Origin of the sequence: Pseudomonas sp. CCC4.1, from assembly GCF_035019225.1 — a bacterium.
GTDB lineage: Bacteria > Pseudomonadota > Gammaproteobacteria > Pseudomonadales > Pseudomonadaceae > Aquipseudomonas > Aquipseudomonas bubulae.
This window is the reverse complement of sequence record NZ_JASJWL010000011.1, coordinates 14,374-32,782: the sequence shown is the minus strand read 5'-3', so window position 1 is coordinate 32,782 and position 18,409 is coordinate 14,374. Positions and strand designations below refer to the sequence as shown.

The 18,409-nt window shown below is 58.0% G+C and carries 22 protein-coding genes; 14 read left to right on the top strand and 8 right to left on the bottom strand.

What is annotated here, in order from left to right; all coding sequences use genetic code 11:
- Positions 1 to 150 precede the first annotated feature (150 nt).
- Entirely contained in the window at positions 151 to 1,545 is a 1,395-nt protein-coding gene (locus QN377_RS07000; protein WP_095001208.1) for a PhoH family protein, read from the top strand.
- A 183-nt stretch (positions 1,546 to 1,728) separates the two neighbouring features.
- Positions 1,729 to 2,640 (top strand): LysR substrate-binding domain-containing protein, encoded by a 912-nt coding sequence (locus tag QN377_RS06995; protein WP_095001209.1) that lies wholly within the window; start codon positions 1,729 to 1,731, stop codon positions 2,638 to 2,640.
- Here the strand turns inward: QN377_RS06995 and QN377_RS06990 are convergent.
- On the bottom strand, positions 2,629 to 3,075 hold the full coding sequence (locus tag QN377_RS06990) for a DMT family transporter (protein ID WP_095001210.1): 447 nt from the start codon (positions 3,073 to 3,075) through the stop codon (positions 2,629 to 2,631). The genes QN377_RS06995 and QN377_RS06990 overlap by 12 nt on opposite strands.
- Positions 3,076 to 3,220: 145 nt before the next feature.
- Here QN377_RS06990 and moaC point away from each other — a divergent pair, with 145 nt between their 5' ends.
- From moaC to moaE, 3 genes are read left to right on the top strand one after another with little or no spacing between them, the layout of a single operon-like run.
- Positions 3,221 to 3,694, top strand: coding sequence for a cyclic pyranopterin monophosphate synthase MoaC (moaC, locus tag QN377_RS06985; RefSeq protein WP_095001211.1), 474 nt, complete (start codon positions 3,221 to 3,223; stop codon positions 3,692 to 3,694).
- Complete coding sequence (locus tag QN377_RS06980) at positions 3,691 to 3,936, top strand: MoaD/ThiS family protein (protein WP_095001212.1); 246 nt, start codon at positions 3,691 to 3,693, stop codon at positions 3,934 to 3,936. The genes moaC and QN377_RS06980 overlap by 4 nt, the downstream gene beginning before the upstream one ends.
- A gap of 2 nt (positions 3,937 to 3,938) precedes the next feature.
- On the top strand, positions 3,939 to 4,388 hold the full coding sequence (gene moaE / locus QN377_RS06975; RefSeq protein WP_095001213.1) for a molybdopterin synthase catalytic subunit MoaE: 450 nt from the start codon (positions 3,939 to 3,941) through the stop codon (positions 4,386 to 4,388).
- A 127-nt stretch (positions 4,389 to 4,515) separates the two neighbouring features.
- Here the strand turns inward: moaE and rhlB are convergent, their stop codons facing one another.
- Together rhlB and QN377_RS06965 are read right to left on the bottom strand one after the other, a co-directional pair.
- Positions 4,516 to 6,012 carry an ATP-dependent RNA helicase RhlB gene (rhlB, locus tag QN377_RS06970; protein ID WP_095018212.1) on the bottom strand — a complete coding sequence of 499 codons (1,497 nt, stop codon included), beginning with the start codon at positions 6,010 to 6,012 and terminating at the stop codon, positions 4,516 to 4,518.
- 86 nt (positions 6,013 to 6,098) lie between these two features.
- Entirely contained in the window at positions 6,099 to 6,755 is a 657-nt protein-coding gene (locus QN377_RS06965) for an alpha/beta hydrolase (RefSeq protein WP_095001215.1), read from the bottom strand.
- 406 nt (positions 6,756 to 7,161) lie between these two features.
- On the opposite strand from QN377_RS06965, the gene QN377_RS06960 reads away from it, so the two are divergent.
- The 4 genes from QN377_RS06960 to QN377_RS06945 all read left to right on the top strand — a co-directional run bounded on the left by QN377_RS06960 (position 7,162) and on the right by QN377_RS06945 (position 11,325).
- The gene (locus QN377_RS06960; protein ID WP_095001216.1) at positions 7,162 to 8,193 is read left to right on the top strand and encodes an amino acid ABC transporter substrate-binding protein; all 1,032 of its coding nucleotides are present in this window, start codon (positions 7,162 to 7,164) and stop codon (positions 8,191 to 8,193) included.
- Between the two features lie 65 nt (positions 8,194 to 8,258).
- Positions 8,259 to 9,440 carry an amino acid ABC transporter permease gene (locus QN377_RS06955; RefSeq protein ID WP_095001217.1) on the top strand — a complete coding sequence of 394 codons (1,182 nt, stop codon included), beginning with the start codon at positions 8,259 to 8,261 and terminating at the stop codon, positions 9,438 to 9,440.
- A gap of 10 nt (positions 9,441 to 9,450) precedes the next feature.
- A complete protein-coding gene (locus QN377_RS06950) occupies positions 9,451 to 10,548 on the top strand; it encodes an amino acid ABC transporter permease (RefSeq protein WP_095018211.1) in 1,098 nt (365 codons plus the stop codon).
- Positions 10,549 to 10,560: 12 nt separating this feature from the next.
- Positions 10,561 to 11,325: an amino acid ABC transporter ATP-binding protein gene (locus QN377_RS06945; protein WP_095018210.1), complete on the top strand. Its 765-nt coding sequence runs from the start codon at positions 10,561 to 10,563 to the stop codon at positions 11,323 to 11,325.
- Positions 11,326 to 11,392: 67 nt separating this feature from the next.
- Here QN377_RS06945 and QN377_RS06940 read toward each other — a convergent pair whose 3' ends face one another.
- Both QN377_RS06940 and QN377_RS06935 read right to left on the bottom strand, forming a co-directional pair.
- Positions 11,393 to 11,863 carry a type II toxin-antitoxin system MqsA family antitoxin gene (locus QN377_RS06940; protein ID WP_095001220.1) on the bottom strand — a complete coding sequence of 157 codons (471 nt, stop codon included), beginning with the start codon at positions 11,861 to 11,863 and terminating at the stop codon, positions 11,393 to 11,395.
- Positions 11,860 to 12,171 carry a type II toxin-antitoxin system MqsR family toxin gene (locus tag QN377_RS06935; RefSeq protein ID WP_095001221.1) on the bottom strand — a complete coding sequence of 104 codons (312 nt, stop codon included), beginning with the start codon at positions 12,169 to 12,171 and terminating at the stop codon, positions 11,860 to 11,862. The genes QN377_RS06940 and QN377_RS06935 overlap by 4 nt, the downstream gene beginning before the upstream one ends.
- Positions 12,172 to 12,336: 165 nt before the next feature.
- On the opposite strand from QN377_RS06935, the gene QN377_RS06930 reads away from it, so the two are divergent.
- The 4 genes from QN377_RS06930 to QN377_RS06915 all read left to right on the top strand — a co-directional run bounded on the left by QN377_RS06930 (position 12,337) and on the right by QN377_RS06915 (position 15,108).
- Positions 12,337 to 12,996, top strand: a complete 660-nt coding sequence (locus QN377_RS06930) for a FadR/GntR family transcriptional regulator (protein WP_095001222.1) — start codon at positions 12,337 to 12,339, stop codon at positions 12,994 to 12,996.
- Entirely contained in the window at positions 12,986 to 14,305 is a 1,320-nt protein-coding gene (locus QN377_RS06925) for a CynX/NimT family MFS transporter (RefSeq protein ID WP_095018209.1), read from the top strand. The genes QN377_RS06930 and QN377_RS06925 overlap by 11 nt, the downstream gene beginning before the upstream one ends.
- A 66-nt stretch (positions 14,306 to 14,371) precedes the next feature.
- Positions 14,372 to 14,842: a nuclear transport factor 2 family protein gene (locus tag QN377_RS06920; protein WP_095018208.1), complete on the top strand. Its 471-nt coding sequence runs from the start codon at positions 14,372 to 14,374 to the stop codon at positions 14,840 to 14,842.
- Positions 14,839 to 15,108 (top strand): GIY-YIG nuclease family protein, encoded by a 270-nt coding sequence (locus tag QN377_RS06915; protein WP_095001393.1) that lies wholly within the window; start codon positions 14,839 to 14,841, stop codon positions 15,106 to 15,108. Before QN377_RS06920 ends, QN377_RS06915 begins: the two co-directional genes overlap by 4 nt.
- A 116-nt stretch (positions 15,109 to 15,224) precedes the next feature.
- On the opposite strand, the gene QN377_RS06910 is transcribed toward QN377_RS06915, so the two are convergent.
- Positions 15,225 to 15,575: a glutaredoxin family protein gene (locus QN377_RS06910; RefSeq protein ID WP_016781886.1), complete on the bottom strand. Its 351-nt coding sequence runs from the start codon at positions 15,573 to 15,575 to the stop codon at positions 15,225 to 15,227.
- The gene (gene yejK, locus QN377_RS06905) at positions 15,575 to 16,579 is read right to left on the bottom strand and encodes a nucleoid-associated protein YejK (protein ID WP_095001225.1); all 1,005 of its coding nucleotides are present in this window, start codon (positions 16,577 to 16,579) and stop codon (positions 15,575 to 15,577) included. Before yejK ends, QN377_RS06910 begins: the two co-directional genes overlap by 1 nt.
- A gap of 386 nt (positions 16,580 to 16,965) precedes the next feature.
- On the opposite strand from yejK, the gene QN377_RS06900 reads away from it, so the two are divergent.
- A complete protein-coding gene (locus tag QN377_RS06900; protein ID WP_003440137.1) occupies positions 16,966 to 17,247 on the top strand; it encodes an HU family DNA-binding protein in 282 nt (93 codons plus the stop codon).
- Positions 17,248 to 17,380: 133 nt separating this feature from the next.
- Here QN377_RS06900 and rlmF read toward each other — a convergent pair whose 3' ends face one another.
- Positions 17,381 to 18,397, bottom strand: coding sequence for a 23S rRNA (adenine(1618)-N(6))-methyltransferase RlmF (rlmF, locus tag QN377_RS06895; RefSeq protein WP_095018207.1), 1,017 nt, complete (start codon positions 18,395 to 18,397; stop codon positions 17,381 to 17,383).
- Positions 18,398 to 18,409: the final 12 nt, after the last annotated feature.

Here is an 18,409-nt window from a genome sequence, read left to right as displayed (position 1 = left end):
CATTTAGGAGTATTACGAAGACAGACGGCCGAAACCTGCGAAACAGGTGGCGTCTTCCAGGACGCCATCGGGCAGGGTATACGGCAGTCACTTCGAGGCGCAGCACTGTTGCGGTATTGCGTCGAATGGCTCCCACAAAGGTGACCGAGTATGGATGATCACGGACGCACTCCTTCTTCCAACCAGCCAATCCTTTATGTACTCGATACCAATGTTCTGATTCACGATCCAAACGCAATGCTTAACTTCGAGGAACACCACGTCGCGATCCCGATGACGGTGCTCGAAGAGCTCGACAAGCTCAAAACCGGCAAATTACTGGTGGCAGCCGAGTGCCGTCAGGCCATTCGCCTCATTGACCAGTTGCTGGGGGTTGCCACCCCCGATGACGTCGAAAAAGGTGTGCCGATCCAGCGCGGCAAAGGCGCACCTAAGGGCTTCCTGTCGATCATGATGAGCAAGCGCCGCGAGCCCAACGCGTTGCTGCCCGAAAACCTCAACGACAACATCATCATCAACCAGTTGATCGACTTGCACGCCCGTGAGCCGCAATTGCGCGTGGTGCTGGTCACCAAAGACATCAACATGCGCCTGAAGGCCCGGGCTTGCGGGATCGAGTCCGAGGATTACAGTACCGACCAGCTGGTTGACGACGTGTCGATGCTCTCGCGCGGCTATCACACCATGACCGGTTCGTTCTGGGACCGCGTCAACAAGGTCGAAACCCGCCAGGGGCATGGCCGTACCTGGCATCAGGTGCAAATGAACGAAAACCTGCCGGCGGTGCATATCAATGAATTCATCATTGATGAGCAGGGCTTTGTCGGCTGGATCAAGGAGGTGCGCAAGGATCAGTTGCTGATCCTCGACATGCATCAGGAACCGCTGCTGCACCAGGAAGCCTGGGGCCTCAAACCGCGGGATATTTACCAGGGGCTGGCGCTGTTTGCTTTGCTCGACCCGGACATTCACCTGGTCAACCTGTCGGGTGCGGCGGGATCGGGCAAGACCATCCTTGCGCTGGCGGCAGCGATTGAACAAACCATGGTCAGCAAACGCTACCGGCGGATTATCTGTACCCGCAGCGTGCAGGGCCTGGACCAGGAAATCGGCTTCTTGCCGGGCACCGAAGCCGAAAAAATGGAGCCTTGGCTGGGTGCAATTACTGACAACCTCGAAGCTCTGCACATGGATGATGAAAATACCCACGGCAGCGTCGACTACATTCTGAGCAAGGTGCCGTTGCAGTTCAAATCCCTGAACTACATCCGCGGTCGCAGTTTCCAGCAGAGCCTGATCCTGATCGATGAGTGCCAGAACCTGACACCGCACCAGATGAAAACCATCATTACCCGTGCCGGTGCCGGTTCCAAAGTGGTATGCCTGGGTAACCTGGCACAGATCGATACCCCCTACCTGTCGGCCACCAGTTCGGGGCTGACCTACCTGACGGAGCGTTTCAAAGACTTCCCCAACGGTGTGCATATAGCCCTGCAAGGGGTGCCTCGCTCGATTCTGGCGGAATACGCCGAGTCACATTTGTAACTGCCTGAAGGTGGGAGCGGGCTTGCTCGCGATGAAGATGACGCGGTATCCCAGATACACCGCGCCACTTTCATCGCGAGCAAGCCCGCTCCCACTGGCGTTTTGGCTTCATGTAAGCTGACGGCGGTTGCGCGCATGGATCATGCAGCGTTGCCCTGGAGTTGGCCAAGACAGGAGCGTCAGGTGTTACTGCGTAATATCGATTTGAATCTGCTGGTGGTGCTCGATGCGCTGCTCACGGAAAAACACGTAACCCGCACCGGTGTTCGTTTGCATTTGAGCCAGCCCGCCATCAGCCACTCACTGAACAAACTCAGGGTGCTGCTTGATGACCCGTTGCTGATCCGTCAGGGCAACGAGGTGGTGCTGAGCGTGATGGCGCAAAATCTCCAGGCGCCGCTCAAGGCCATCCTGGGACAGGTCGAAACGCTGCTCGGTCAGTCCATCGACTTTGTGCCGGCAGAATCACAGCGCACCTTTCGCCTGGCCATGTCCGATTACGGCGCGACCATCGTGTTGCCAAAACTGCTGGTGTTGCTGCGCGAGCAAGCACCGGACACTTCGCTGGTGATCATCCAGGACAGCCGCCTGGGCATGCTGGAGCAGATCGAGCAGGGCAAGATCGATCTGGCCGTTGGGGTTTTCCCCACGATGCCAGCAGATATCTGCAGCGATGTATTGTTTGAAGAAACCTTTACCTGCCTGCTCAATCGTCGTTCGCTCCCGGACAATGGCGTGCTCGATCTGGACAGCTATCTGGCGCGCCCGCACCTGCTGGTGTCGACGGATGGCAATACCCAGGGTGAGGTCGATAACGTGTTGCACGCCCGGGGGTTGCAGCGCCGGGTTGCGGTCAATGTGCCGCACTGGGGCACGGCACCGGGGATGATTACCGACACCGACCTGATTCTTACTGTGGCCACCCGTACCCTGGACAATCTGTCATTCGGCGACAACCTGGTGGCACTGCCGCCTCCCATGACGATAGCGCCGTTCAACTATGTGCAGGTCTGGCATCAGCGTTTCAACGAAGACCCGGCTCATCGCTGGCTGCGGGATCTGGTCAGGCAAGTGAGTGCGCCTTCAGCCGCGTGAAGCGATGACAAAACCTGCCAGCACCACGCTGACCCCGAGCAGTTTTTGCAGGCTGGGGGTGTTTCTTGGCAAACCCAGCAAGCCGAAGTAATCGATCAGCAGTGAACTGATCAACTGGCCCACCACCACCGCCATGATGAAGTTCAGCGCCCCCAAGCGCGGCACGCTGATCAGCGCCACGGTGATGTAAAACACCCCGGCCAGCCCGCCGAGCCAGATCCACCAGGGGCCGGTGAGCAGGGCCGCGAGATTGGGGCGGGGCACTTTGACAATCAGCATTACCAGCGCAATCGCCAGGCCGCTGATCAGTAATGAGATCACGGTGGCCCAAAAGGGATGGCCCAGCACCACGCCCAATCGAGCGTTACTGCCCGCTTGCAGGGGCACCGCAGCACCCGCCAGCAGGCTCAGGGCAATGGCAATAAAAAGTGGCATAGGTATGACTCCAAAGTTTCGACCTTTGTACGGCGATTGCCTGCCGGCGGCCAATTCCATGTTCTGATGCGCGGTATTCGCGGGGTCGATGGCCTTAAGCTGACCCTCGGGTTTACAATCGATACTCCTCTCTGGAGTACCCCCTGTGCTGACTCACTTAGATTCCCAAGGCCGCGCCAACATGGTCGATGTCACCGACAAAGCGGTGACCTCCCGTGAGGCTGTGGCACAAGCGGTGGTGCGCATGCGCCCTGAAACCCTGGACATGATCATCAGTGGCGGTCACCCCAAGGGTGATGTGTTTGCCGTGGCGCGGATTGCCGGGATCCAGGCAGCGAAGAAAACCTCGGACCTGATCCCTTTGTGCCATCCGTTGATGCTCACCAGCGTCAAGGTTGAGCTCAGTGCCCAAGGCAGCGACGCGGTATTGATCGTGGCGCGCTGCAAGCTGTCCGGGCAGACCGGCGTCGAAATGGAAGCCCTGACCGCCGCCAGCGTTGCAGCCCTGACTATTTACGACATGTGCAAGGCGGTCGATCGCGGCATGACCATCGAAGGTGTGCGCGTACTGGAAAAGCTCGGCGGCAAGAGCGGGCACTTTCAGGCGGATGCGTCATGAAGCTCAAAGTGGTTTTCTTTGCCCGCTATCGCGAGGTTCTGGGGCTGGATAGTGAGGCAGTGGAGGGCGGGTTCGTCTCCATTGAGCAGTTGCGCGCGCACCTGACGCAACGCGGTGGTGCCTGGCAGGTGCTGGCCGAGCCCAACCTGATGTGTGCGCGCAATGAAGAGCTGTGCAAGCTCGCCGAACCCCTGGCGGACGGCGACGAAGTGGCATTTTTTCCGCCCGTGACCGGAGGCTGAACATGGCGATTCGGGTGCAAGCGGCGGCCTTTGATCCTGGCGCTGAAGTCAATGCACTGCATGCCGCGAATCTGGGCGTGGGCGCAGTGGTGAGTTTTGTCGGTTATGTGCGCGACTTCAATGACGGCCGTGACGTGGCGGGGATGTTCCTGGAGCATTATCCGGGCATGACCGAGAAAGCCCTGGGCAAAATTATTGATGAAGCTGCGCAGCGCTGGCCGCTGCTCAAGCTTGAAGTGCTGCACCGTATTGGCCTGCTGGAGCCGGGAGAGCCGATTGTGTTTGTTGGCGTAGCCAGTGCTCACCGTCAGGCCGCTTTCGATGCCTGCAGTTTTGTGATGGATTATCTGAAAACCCGCGCCCCGTTCTGGAAAAAAGAACAGACCCCCTCAGGCCCGCGATGGGTGGAGGGGCGCGTGAGCGATGAAGTGGCGGCGCAGCGCTGGAAGTAATCAAGCCCTGTAGCCGCTGCCGCAGGCTGCGATAAGGGCCGCAGGCCCTTCAAAAAGCGGGGCCGCTTCGCAGCCCATCGCAGCCCATCGCAGCCTCGTGCCTCGGCAGCGGCTACAGATTTGCGTATCAGGCCGTTGCAGTCGGGTCCTGCGGCTTGCGCACAGCGCGTACGACAGGGCGCAGCAGCTCGGCTGGCGGCGTTTCGCAGCTGATTTTACGACCTAGCAGGGCTTCGATCGACGGCAACTGGTACGAGTCGTCTTCACCGGCAAAACTGATCGATACACCGCTGGCGCCAGCACGGCCGGTACGGCCAATACGGTGTACATAGTCGTCCGGCACTTCAGGCAGGGTGAAGTTGATCACGTGGCTGATGCCATCAATGTGGATGCCACGACCTGCAACGTCGGTAGCTACCAGCACGCGGATCTTGCCTTCGCGGAAGCCTTCCAGAGTCTTGATACGTTTGTGCTGCGGTACATCCCCCGACAGTTGCGCCGCGTTGATACCGTCACGTACCAGGCGCTCTTCGATGCGGCGCACTTCGTCCTTGCGGTTGGCAAATACGATCACCCGTTCCCAGCCATTGTCGTTGACCAGGTTGAACAACAGCTTGTACTTGTCGGCACCGGCGACGGCATAGACGTGCTGCTCAACCATGTCACTGGCGACGTTGACCGCTTCGATCTCGACGATGGCAGGGTCTGTGGTCCATTGCTTGGCCAGGTTCATCACGTCCTCGGTAAAGGTCGCGGAGAACAGCAGCGTCTGACGTTCGGCTTTTGGTGGCGTTTGACGAATGATCTGGCGTACTTGCGGGATGAAGCCCATGTCCAGCATGCGATCGGCTTCGTCGAGCACCATCACTTCGACCATGTCCAGATGCACTTCGCCGCGCTGGTTGAAGTCCAGCAGACGGCCCGGTGTGGCCACCAGAATGTCGCAATGGCGGGCTTCAAGCTGCTTGAGTTGCTTGTCGAAGTCCATGCCGCCCACGAATGTCATGACATTGAGGTCGGTGTACTTGGTCAGGTCGGCCGCGTCCTTGGCGATCTGCACCACCAGCTCACGGGTCGGCGCGATGATCAGAGCGCGTGGTTCGCCCATGTAACGCTCTTTTGGCGGCGGCGTCTGGGTCAACTGGCTAATGATCGAGATCAGGAACGCAGCCGTCTTGCCCGTACCGGTCTGGGCACGGCCAATGGCGTCACGCCCGCTCAGGGTATAGCCCAGTACGCCTGCCTGGATCGGCGTGCAGTAGGGGAAACCAAGGTCCTGGATGGCGTGCATCAGCTCGGGGGCGAGCTTGAAATCGTGAAAGCGGACTTTGCCTTCTTGTGGCTCGACGGCGAAGTCTTCGAGTTTCCAGGGAATGACCGGTGGCTTGGGGGCCGCCTCACGCCGTGGCTTGGCAATTTTGGGTTTTTCGATACGCGGTTGTTCAGCAGCGGATTGTGCGTCGGGAATGTTCACCGGCTCAGGGGCTGGAACAGGAGCAGAGCGGCCAGGTTGTTGCGCGTCGGTTCGCGCTCTGGCGTTGCCTGGAGGTGTAACGGAAGCTGGCGCGAGCGGCTCAGCCTCGCTTTTACCGAATATTTTTTTAAGTGCTTTGAGCACGGTCATCTCATCAGTTGGTTAAGGAGTATACGCCGGGCAGTGTAATGCAAGTCGGGCGCTCGGCGTGTAGTGAACGACGGGATGTTTCGGTTTTAGCTCAGATGTTTCGTCAGCCAGGTACCGATATCGCTTATTTCCTCTGGTAACACTTCATGGCCCATTGGGTACTCCTGCCATGTAACGGACACACCTGCGGCTTTCAAATGCTCATAAGCCGTACGACCCATAGCGTTTTGGACTACATCATCGTACTGCCCGTGCAGGCACAAAGCCGGGATTCGCTGCTGGCTGGCCGACAATGGCAGGCCTTCGTTGAAGGTTGGCGCATAGGTTGAAAGGGCAATAACGCCACCCAGTGGGCCCTGCCATTTCAAATAAGCGGTATGGAAAACCACGGCGCCACCTTGTGAAAACCCGGCCAGAAAAATCCGGCTGGCGTCGATACCGCTCTGGCGCTGGGCTTCGATCAAGGCAATGACCATGTCGGCCGACTCTTCGAGCTCTTCTTCACTGATCGAGCGGGCAGGACTCATGGCCTTGATGTCGTACCAGCTAGGCATGGCATAGCCGCCATTGATGGTCACGGCGCGGGTTGGAGCCTGCGGCAATACAAAGCGCGTGGTCAGCAACGACTGTTGCAGGATCTCAGCCACCGGCATGAAGTCATAACGGTCGGCACCCAGACCGTGGAGCCAGATAACACAGGCGTCTGCGGTTTTTTGAGGCTGGATGATCAGGGGTTGGGTCATGGCTGCTCCATCGTTGTGCATGTGCGCAAATCGGGTGCGCTACAAGTGTGCTTGATCGACTAAGGATTACAGAATATGTCGCGTGCTTGAACGTTTTTTCCTGCATTACCTACTGAACTTACTTAGGGGCCAAGAGTGGTACGCGCCTTGCTATGTGGACAGTGGCGTGAATGCGCCCCCTTTGGACGGTAACACTAACAGGGGGGGCTGCAAAAATCCCGAGGTTGGAGTTAGACAAGGAATTCAACAGCTCAAGTGAGCGCTTCAGTTTGACGGTTCGTGCGATGCACCCATCGCTCAAGGCTTATGCCGCTTGACCCAATAAAAAGCCAACATGGGTCAACAGTGCCTCACAAGGGGGCGGCGGGCCTTGTTCAAACACAAAAAAGCAGCACTGGAGGTTTGAATGAAGCAATTGAAATCCACCCTGGCTTTGGCCACAGCAGCCATCGTGTTACTCAGTGCCAGCGGTTTTGCCCACGCAGGCGCGACCCTGGACAGTGTCAAGAAGAAAGGTTTTGTGCAATGTGGCGTGAGTGACGGTTTACCGGGCTTTTCGGTACCGGATAAAGACGGCAAGATCATGGGGATCGATGCGGATGTCTGTCGTGCAGTGGCCGCCGCAGTGTTTGGCGATGCTACCAAGGTCAAGTTCAGCCAGTTGAACGCCAAGGAGCGTTTCACCGCGCTGCAATCGGGCGAAGTCGATGTGTTGTCGCGCAATACCACCTGGACCAGTTCCCGTGATGCGGGCATGGGCATGGTGTTCGCGGGCGTGACCTATTACGACGGCGTCGGCTTTTTGGTCAACAACAAGCTGGGGGTAAAAAGTGCCAAGGAACTGGACGGTGCAACCATCTGTATCCAGGCCGGCACGACTACCGAGCTGAATGTGTCGGATTACTTCCGCGCCAATAACCTCAAGTACACCCCGATCACCTTCGACACCTCTGATGAAAGCGCCAAGTCTCTGGAAAGCGGCCGTTGCGACGTGTTGACCTCCGACAAGTCCCAGTTGTACGCACAGCGTAGCAAGCTGGCCAACCCGAGCGACTATGTCGTATTGCCTGAAACCATCTCCAAGGAGCCTCTGGGGCCTGTCGTGCGCAAGGGCGACGAAGACTGGTTCAGCATTGTGAAGTGGACCCTGTTCGCCATGCTCAATGCTGAAGAAGCCGGCATCACCTCGAAAAACGTTGTGGCTGAAGCCAAATCCACCAAAAACCCGGATGTCGCCCGCTTGCTGGGTGCTGACGGCGAATACGGCAAAGACCTGAAACTGCCAAAAGACTGGGTGGTGCAGATTGTCAGCCAGGTGGGTAACTACGGTGAAGTCTTCGAGAAAAACCTCGGTAAAAACACGCCTCTGGCCATCGACCGCGGGCTGAACGCTCTGTGGAATAACGGCGGCATTCAATACGCACCCCCTGTGCGCTGATAGCCCTTTCATCCGGCAGGCCAACTGCCGGGTGATGTTGTCTGATCCATTGTTAGGGGCACTTCATGCAAATTAAAGTCGGCGCACCCAAGCCCAGGCTCAGCCTCGGCGATCCACGTGTGCGTGCGTGGTTATTTCAGATCGTCACCGTCGCGCTGGTGGTCTTTATGGGCTGGTATCTGTTCAACAATACCCAGACCAACCTGCAACATCGCGGCATTACTTCGGGTTTTGACTTTCTGGAGCGCAGTGCCGGGTTTGGCATTGCGCAGCATTTGATTGATTACACCGAGTCCGACAGTTATGCGCGGGTCTTTCTGATCGGGTTGCTCAACACCTTGCTGGTGTCCGTGATCGGTATCGTCCTGGCGACGATCCTGGGGTTTATCATCGGCGTGGCACGCCTGTCGTCGAACTGGATGATCAGCAAGCTGGCAACGGTGTATGTGGAGATCTTTCGCAATATCCCGCCATTGCTGCAAATCCTGTTCTGGTACTTCGCGGTCTTCCTGACCATGCCAGGGCCACGCAACAGCCATAACTTTGCCAACACCTTCTATATGAGCAGCCGTGGCCTGAACATGCCGGCCGCAGTGGGTACGGATGCCTTCTGGCCGTTTGTGGCCAGTGTGGTGCTGGCTATCGTGGCCGTGGTGCTGATGGTCCGTCGGGCCAACAAGCGCTTTGAAGACACCGGCGAGCCATTTCACAAGTTCTGGGTCGGGCTGTTCTTGCTGCTGGCGATTCCTGGCCTGTGCGTGTTGCTGTTCGGTACCCCGGTGCACTGGGAGATGCCACAGCTCAAGGGCTTCAACTTTGTCGGTGGCTGGGTGCTGATCCCGGAACTGTTGGCGCTGACCATTGCGTTGACGGTGTACACCGCGGCCTTTATTGCCGAAATCGTACGGTCGGGGATCAAGTCCGTCAGCCACGGTCAGACCGAAGCCGCCCGCTCGCTGGGGCTGCGCCCGGGGCCGACGCTGCGCAAGGTAATCATCCCGCAAGCGCTGCGGGTGATCATCCCGCCTTTGACCAGCCAATATCTGAACCTGGTGAAAAACTCGTCGCTGGCGGCGGGCATCGGTTATCCGGAAATGGTTTCACTGTTTGCCGGCACGGTCCTCAACCAGACCGGGCAAGCGATTGAAGTCATTGCCATCACCATGAGCGTGTACCTGGCCATCAGCATCAGCATTTCGCTGCTGATGAATTGGTACAACACGCGCATTGCGCTGATCGAGCGATGAGGACTGGACTATGACGACTCATGTTTTCAAACCCGACATGCCGCCGCCGGGCAACCGCATCGGTATTGTCGCCTGGGCGCGGGCCAATCTGTTTTCCAGCTGGCTCAACACCTTGCTGACCCTGTTTGCCTTTTATCTGGTCTGGCTGATCGTGCCGCCGCTGCTGAACTGGACGGTTTTCGATGCCAATTGGGTAGGCAGCACGCAAGCTGATTGCACCAAAGAGGGCGCCTGCTGGGTGTTTATCCAGCAGCGTTTTGGCCAGTTTATGTATGGCTATTACCCGACCGGGCTGCGTTGGCGGGTTGACCTGACGGTATGGCTGGCCGTGGTGGGTGCGGCGCCGTTGTTTATCTCGCGCTTCAAGCACAAGGCTATCTACGGGCTGGGCTTTTTGGTGGTGTACCCCATCCTAGCGTTTACCTTGCTCCACGGCGGCTATCTGGGCCTGACTAACGTGGCTACCAGCCAGTGGGGCGGCCTGATGCTCACGCTGGTGATTGCCACGGTAGGTATTGCGGGCGCCTTGCCACTGGGGATTTTGCTGGCCCTGGGCCGCCGCTCGGACATGCCGGCCATTCGCGTGGTGTGCGTGACTTTTATCGAGTTTTGGCGCGGCGTTCCGCTGATTACCGTGCTGTTTATGTCTTCGGTGATGCTGCCGCTGTTTCTGCCCGAGGGCATGAACTTCGACAAATTACTGCGGGCCTTGATCGGCGTAATCCTGTTTCAGTCGGCTTATGTGGCGGAAGTGGTGCGTGGCGGTCTGCAAGCCATCCCCAAGGGTCAGTACGAGGCGGCTGCGGCCATGGGCCTGGGCTACTGGCGCAGCATGGGCCTGGTGATTTTGCCGCAAGCCTTGAAGCTGGTGATCCCCGGCATCGTCAACACCTTTATTGCCCTGTTCAAGGACACCAGCCTGGTGATCATCATCGGTCTGTTCGACCTGCTCAATAGCGTCAAACAAGCCGCCGCCGACCCGAAATGGCTGGGTATGGCCACTGAAGGCTATGTGTTTGCTGCCCTGGTGTTCTGGATTTTCTGTTTTGGTATGTCCCGCTACTCCATGCATCTGGAGCACAAGCTGGACACTGGCCACAAGCGTTAGGAGTAGTGCGACATGAGTGAAGCAATCAAAAAGCCAGCAAGCTCTGAAGGCATTATTCAGATGCTGGGCGTCAACAAGTGGTACGGCCAGTTCCATGTGCTAAAGGACATCAACCTCAACGTCCAGCCGGGCGAGCGTATCGTCTTGTGCGGGCCTTCGGGCTCCGGCAAGTCAACCACCATCCGTTGCCTCAATCGCCTCGAAGAGCACCAGCAGGGACGCATCGTGGTCGACGGTGTAGAGCTGACCAACGACATCAAGCAAATCGAGACGGTGCGGCGTGAAGTGGGCATGGTGTTCCAGCACTTCAACCTGTTCCCGCACCTGACCATTCTGCAGAACTGCACGCTGGCGCCGATGTGGGTGCGCAAGATGCCCCGGCGTCAGGCCGAAGAAATTGCCATGCATTATCTGGAAAGGGTGCGTATTCCGGAGCAGGCGCACAAGTTCCCGGGGCAGTTGTCGGGTGGTCAGCAGCAACGTGTGGCAATTGCCCGGGCGCTGTGCATGAAGCCCAAGATCATGCTGTTTGACGAACCGACTTCAGCACTTGACCCGGAGATGGTTAAAGAGGTGCTGGACACCATGATCGGCCTGGCGGAAGACGGCATGACGATGCTCTGCGTAACCCATGAAATGGGCTTTGCGCGCACCGTGGCCAACCGGGTGATCTTTATGGACAAGGGCGAAATCGTGGAGGAGGCCGCCCCGAATGACTTCTTCGACAACCCGCAAAATGACCGGACCAAACTGTTCCTGAATCAGATTTTGCATTGATCGGGACTTGTAGCCGCTGATGATCGCAGCCTCGCTGCGCTCGTCAGCGGCTACAAAACCAAAGGTGTCAGTTTTCGCGCTGCTGCTGTTTTTGCACCAGCAGCGCATTGATGTCTGCACACTCGTTGATGGCTTGTAATTCGCGGACCAGTTCGGGGTGGCGATCGAGCAATCGCATCAACACAAACAAGGGTTTTGGTGGCTCCACCTCGGCCCGTTCATAACGACTGAACGCATTGTGGCCACCCCCCGACAGCAACTGCACGGCATTTTTTTGGGTGAAGTGAAGCTTGCGGCGGATACGCTTCATTTCTTCCGCCATAACCCGTTTGGCATCTTCTACCAGTTCGTCGCCAGCCTGGGCATATAGCTCTGCGCTGGGTGCATCAAATTCGATCTCGGCGCACTCGGTGCATTCGTGCCCGTCCAGGCCGTGCACCACCCGGTTCAATTGCTTGAAGTTCACATTGAAGCTGCGGCCCTTGAACGCTTGCATGGCATTGGCGGCGCCGCAGGTGCAGCAGTCATTTTTGCTCATGATGTTTTCTCCTTGAAAGCGATGACCGGCGGCCCTCCGCAGGGGCGATACGTCACCTTGATAGAGATGGCCAAACCGTAGGCCTGTGCGTGATATACGTCCTGCCAGACCTTGTGGTCGGCGTGGGTCGACATCGATTTGTACAGCGCACTGCGCTCCAACGAGGTAATGACCCTCTGCATTTGTGCGAGGACCAGGCCCATGCTTCGTCCACCATCCAATGCGCTTTTGGTAAAGGCGACAGCGCCAAGCCGTTGTACATCGGCTTGAATGCACTGGAGGTTGTAGTGAGGTGTTTTCTTTTCCATAAGAGGCAGCCTCGATGCAATCAAAATTACCCTTAAAGGGTTTTTTGTTCAAGGGTGAACAAGGTTTTTTAGGGGGCTTTTAATCTGTAGTTGATTGCTCGTATGGAGGTGTCTGAGTAACATGTCGGAAAATTCATCCTATGATTGGATGAAAAGGCGAATTAAATGACAGACGCTTCTCCCATCATCAAACGCTCGCTGGTCGACCAGGCTCTGGAGCAACTGCGTGCGCGAATAAACAACGGTACCTGGGAGGTGGGTCAGCGTTTGCCAACCGAGCCCGAGCTGGCTACGCAATTGAACATCAGTCGTAACACTGTGCGTGAAGCCATGCGCGTGCTGGCATTTGCCGGGCTGATAGAGATTCGCCAGGGCGATGGCAGCTACTTGCGCAGCCGTGTCGACCCGATGGACACGCTGCGCGCGCTGTCATCCTGCTCTCTGGAGCAGGGCCGGGAGATGCGTCACATCATTGAGGTTGAAGCCGCTGGCCTGGCCGCCCTGCGCCGCACGGACGAGGACTTGCGCCTGCTGCATCAGGCGCTGGACGCCAGTGGCCAGCACTATCACGGTGAACTCGATACCTATATTTGCTGTGACCTGGTGTTTCACCAACGACTGATTGATGCCGCCCACAACCCGGCCCTGAGCGAGCTCTACCGCTTTACCTCAAGCGTCTTGACCAATCATTTGCGCAAGACCATGGACGTCCATCCGCGTCGTCAAGTGGTGTTCGACCTGCACGTTGATTTACTGGAAGCCGTAGAACAACAAAACCCGCAACGGGCCATGGCGCTGTGCCGGACGTTGATCAATGAACCTTGAGCCGGAGCACGCCATGAGCCACCCTTCGTCAATTTCCAATGCCAGCGTCGAGCCCGTTCGTCATCTCGATGAACTGGAAGAATTGCTGATCGACGCTGAAATTGACGACGAGCAGGTTCAGCACACTGCGCCTGTTGTCTTGCGTCCGTGGTTATTGCTTCTGGGGCTGGTGCTGGTGGCCTTGAACCTGCGCCCCGCGCTGTCGAGCATGGCGCCGTTACTGGGTGAGGTGTCTGACAGACTGGGCTTGTCTGCGGCGCAGGCTGGCCTGTTGACCACGTTGCCCGTGCTGTGCCTGGGGCTGTTCGCGCCCCTGGCGCCAATCCTGGCGCGGCGTTTTGGTACCGAGCGGGTAGTGCTGGGGATTTTGCTGACGCTGGGTGGCGGGATCGTTCTGCGCAGTTGCCTGGGCGAAGTGGGGCTGTTTGCCGGGAGCATTCTGGCGGGGGCCAGTATCGGCGTCATCGGTGTGTTGTTGCCGGGCATCATCAAGCGTGATTTCGCCGGGCATGCCGGAACCATGACCGGTGTTTACACCATGGCCCTGTGCCTGGGTGCGGCACTGGCGGCGGGGGCCACGGTGCCCCTTAGCGAGTCACTGGGGCAGAGCTGGGCAATGGGGCTTGGCTTCTGGGCCTTGCCCGCATTGCTTGCGGTTGTTTTCTGGCTGCCACAGGTGGGCAAGCGTCAGGGCACGCACAACGTTGCTTACCGCGTGCGTGGCTTGTTGCGTGACCCGTTGGCCTGGCAAGTGACGCTCTATATGGGGCTGCAATCCTCGTTGTCCTACATTGTTTTTGGCTGGTTGCCGTCAATCCTGATTGGTCGCGGCCTGACGCCTACCCAGGCGGGGCTGGTGATGTCCGGCTCGGTTATCGTGCAATTGATCACGGCGCTGACGGCACCGTGGCTGGCCACGCGGGGTAAAGACCAGCGGCTGGCAATCGTGCTGGTTATGGGCATGACCCTGGCCGGGCTGTTTGGTTGCCTTTATGCGCCTATCGAGGGCTTGTGGGGCTGGGCGATTGTGCTGGGCCTGGGGCAGGGCGGCACATTCAGCCTGGCCTTGACCATGATCGTGCTGCGCTCGCGCGATGCCCATGTCGCCGCCAATCTGTCGGGCATGGCCCAGGGCATTGGTTACACCGTGGCATCGATGGGGCCGCTGGCGGTGGGCGTGGTGCATGAAGTGACGGGTGGCTGGAGTGCCGTGGGCTGGATATTTGCAGTCATCGGTCTGGGGGCCATCGTCGCCGGGCTTGGCGCCGGCCGTTCACTGTATGTGAATGTACAAAGCGAGAAAGTCTGAGGCCCATAGTGTTTCTGTTCATGGCAGATTATCGTGCTCTGATTCCAGACCTGTACGGACCCTGCCATGAGCCAAGACCACCAAGCATTGATCACTCGTTTTTACCAGGCCTTCCAGCGGCTTGATGCCGAGGCAATGGCTGACTGTTACACCACTGACGTGGTGTTCAGCGACCCTGTGTTTGGCGAGCTGCGTGGCCACAACGCCGCTGACATGTGGCGCATGCTGACCTTGCGGGCCAAGGATTTCAGCCTCACCTTCGATCAGGTTCAGGCTGACGGCCAGCATGGCAGCGCGCACTGGGTGGCGACCTATGTGTTTGGCCAGACCGGCGCCACGGTGGTCAATGATATCCAGGCACGGTTTGTGTTTCGTGATGGCAAGATTTGCGAGCATCACGACCATTTCGATCTGTGGCGCTGGTCGCGTCAGGCACTGGGCACCAAGGGCCTGTTGCTGGGGTGGACACCGCTGGTACAAAACGCCATTCGGGCGCAGGCGCAAAAAGGGCTCAAGGCCTTTCAGGGCAGCCGCTGAAAGTGGTCGAGAAACCCTGGTTTGTGTACCTTGTGCGGGCCGCTAATGGCTCTTTGTATTGCGGTATCAGCGATGACCCGGTGCGCCGTTTTGCCAAGCATCAAACGGGCAAGGGCGCGCGTTTTTTCGCTTCAAGCCCGGCAGTGGCGCTGGTGTATGTCGAATCCTGGCCGGACAAGGGTGAGGCATTGCGCCAGGAGCGATTGATCAAGAAGCTCAGGAAGAGTGCCAAGGAGTGTCTGGTGCAAAGTCAGAAGCTGGAGTGATTTTCCTGTGGGAGCGGGCTTGCCCGCGATGGTATCTCTGCGGTTTGTCTGGCTGACCGCAGCGCCTGCATCGCGAGCAAGCCCGCTCCCACAGAAATTGAACAGTTGTTCCCGGCTTATTTCAGTGCCGCCAATATCGCATCGGGCTTGAAGTCGCGAATCAGCGTGCCGTTTACATCCAGTATCGGAATGCCGCGCCCGCCCAGCGCCTCGTAAGCCTGGCGGGCACTGGCATCCTTGTCGATATCGAATTCCTTGAACGGTATGCCTTTCTCATCCAGGAACCGCCGAGTGGCCTTGCAGTAGCCGCACCACTCGGTGGAGTACAACACCACCCGGGCGCTGGCCCGGGTTTGCTCACTGACGACACCCGAAGGGTTGAGCACGCGCTCGATCTTGCCCCAGTTCTGAAAGATGACCACTACCACCAGAACAAACAGGACTTTCTTCAAGATACCGTTGAGCATTACTTGCTGCGCTTGAGCTGATCGAGCAGTTGGGTCGGCAAGCCCTTGATCACCAGCGTACCGGCTTCTTCGTCGAACTCGACCTTGGAACCCAGCAGGTGTGCCTCAAAGCTGATAGAGAGCCCCTCAGCGCGCCCGGTGAAGCGACGGAACTGGTTCAGGGTGCGCTTGTCAGCAGGAATTTCGGGGGACAGGCCGTAATCCTTGTTACGGATATGATCGTAGAAAGCCTTGGGGCGTTCTTCGTCGATCAACTCGGACAACTCTTCCAGGCCCATTGGTTCGCCGATTTTTGCCTGACTGCTGGCGTAATCGACCAGGGTCTTGGTTTTTTCCCGGGCGGACTCTTCCGGCAAGTCTTCGCTTTCTACGAAGTCACTGAAGGCCTTGAGCAGGGTACGGGTTTCGCCCGGGCCATCGACACCTTCCTGGCAGCCGATAAAGTCGCGGAAGTACTCCGAAACCTTCTTGCCGTTTTTACCTTTGATAAACGAAATGTATTGCTTGGACTGCTTGTTGTTCTGCCACTCGGAAATGTTGATCCGTGCGGCCAGGTGCAGCTGGCCAAGGTCCAGATGGCGCGAAGGCGTCACGTCCAGCTCCGAGGTCACGGCAACGCCGTCGCTGTGGTGCAGCAGGGCGATGGCCAGGTAGTCGGTCATGCCTTGCTGGTAATGGGCGAACAGCACGTGGCCGCCAACGGAAAGGTTGGACTCTTCCATCAGTTTTTGCAGATGCTCGACGGCGACGCGGCTGAACGCCGTGAAGTCTTTACCGCCATCGAGGTATTCCTTGAGCCAGCCGCTGAACGGATGCGCGCCGGACTCGGCATGGAAAAACCCCCAGGCTTTACCTTGCTTGGCGTTATAGCTTTCGTTGAGGTCAGCGAGCATGTTCTCGATGGCTTGAGACCCGGCCAGTTCAGAGTCACGGGCGTGGAGAACTGCGGGCGTACCGTCGGGTTTTTTGTCAATCAAGTGGACGATGCAATGACGGATCGGCATGGGCTTCTCGGTGTGTAATGAGAGGGCAGGGTGCACACCCCGCAAAGGCGCCAAGTGTACCGCACCTGAGCCTCGGGTCGGGGTTTGGGGGGCTTGAGGGCGCCCTGGACGGTTTTTTTACCGTTTTAAGGCCATAAAGCTGACCAAAAGCCCAGGTAGAGGCGGATATTTAACTGTCTCTGTGCTAGTTTTGCCCGGTCTTGCGCTCGGAAACGGCGTAAAGCGTGCATTCAGCATGTGTCAGGTCGAACCAAACCCCGTTTTAGCTATCTACATCCGCGATTCGTCGTGAAAGCTGGCGGGTGTGCCAGACCCTTGAGATCTGGCTCGATGGCTGACATTGCACTCTGCAAACCAAATGAATTTGATAGGGAAGGAACATCTCAATGGCTATTACTAAAGACCAACTGATCGCTGATATCGCTGAAGCTATCGACGCGCCGAAAACTACCGCGCGTAACGCTCTGGACCAACTGGCCCAGATCGTTGCTGATCAATTGGAAAATGGCGGCGAAATCACTCTGCCAGGTATTGGCAAACTGAAAGTGACCGAGCGTCCTGCCCGTACTGGCCGTAACCCTTCGACTGGCGCAGCCATCGAAATCGCAGCCAAAAAAGTTATCAAGCTCGTTGTGGCCAAAGGCCTGACTGACGCTGTTAACAAGTAAGACTGCTGTAAAAAAGCCGCGCTTCGGATTACTCCGAAGCGCGGCTTTTTTATGCCTGCAAATCTTGTAGCAGCTGCCGAACGCAGCCTCGCGCAGCTCGGCAGCTGCTACGAGGTTTTGCATATTTACAAGATTACTTCCAGTTCTTCTCGCGCCACAGCTGTTGCTGTTCTTTGTCATGGAATGTCCAGGCGACAAAGCGGCTTTGCTTGTTGCCCTGTGACATGTCGACCACCTGGCTTTCACGCACACCGGCTTTTTTCAGTGCGGTCTGGATCGCCGGCAAGTTGGACGCCTTGGACACCAGTACGCTGAACCACAGCACCTGACGGCCCACTTGCACGCTTTCGCGAATCAGCTGGGTCACAAAGCGCTGCTCGCCCCCTTCACACCACAATTCGGCCGCTTGACCGCCAAAGTTCAGAACAGGCAGTTTGCGCTTGGGATCAGCCTTGCCCAGTGCCCGCCATTTACGCTCGCTGCCGCGCGTTGCTTCATCGATCGACGCATGAAAGGGCGGGTTGCACATGCTCAGGTCAAAACGCTCGGCGCTGTCCAGGACGTCCAGCAAGATCTTCTTCTGATCGGGTTGCAGGCGCAGGCTGATGGCTTTGTTCAGGCCGTTGGACTGCACGATCGCCTTGGCCGCTTTAACGGCTGTAGGGTCAACTTCGGTGCCCAGGAACTGCCAGCGGTATTCGCTGTGACCAATCAGCGGGTAAACGCAGTTTGCGCCCATACCGATGTCCAGCACGCGCACGCTCGGGCCACGCGGGATGACGCCATCGTTCATGGTGGCCAGCAGGTCGGCCAGAAAGTGCACGTAGTCAGCGCGACCGGGCACAGGCGGGCACAGGTAGTCAGTCGGGATGTCCCAGTGGGCGATACCGTAGAACGCCTTGAGCAGCGCACGGTTGAATACGCGCACGGCATCCGGGTTGGCGAAGTCGATGCTTTCTTTGCCGTACGGGTTGATGATCACGAACTCTGCCAGCTCAGGGCAGACCGAAATCAGCTGCGGGAAGTCGTAGCGGCCCTGATGGCGGTTACGTGGGTGCAGGCTTGGCTTGACCCGTGGCTCAGCCGGCTTGGCGTCGCTGACAGCCTTGGGCTTGTGGCGTGTGGCTTTGGAAGTGCGTGGGGTTGTCATGTTCAATTCATT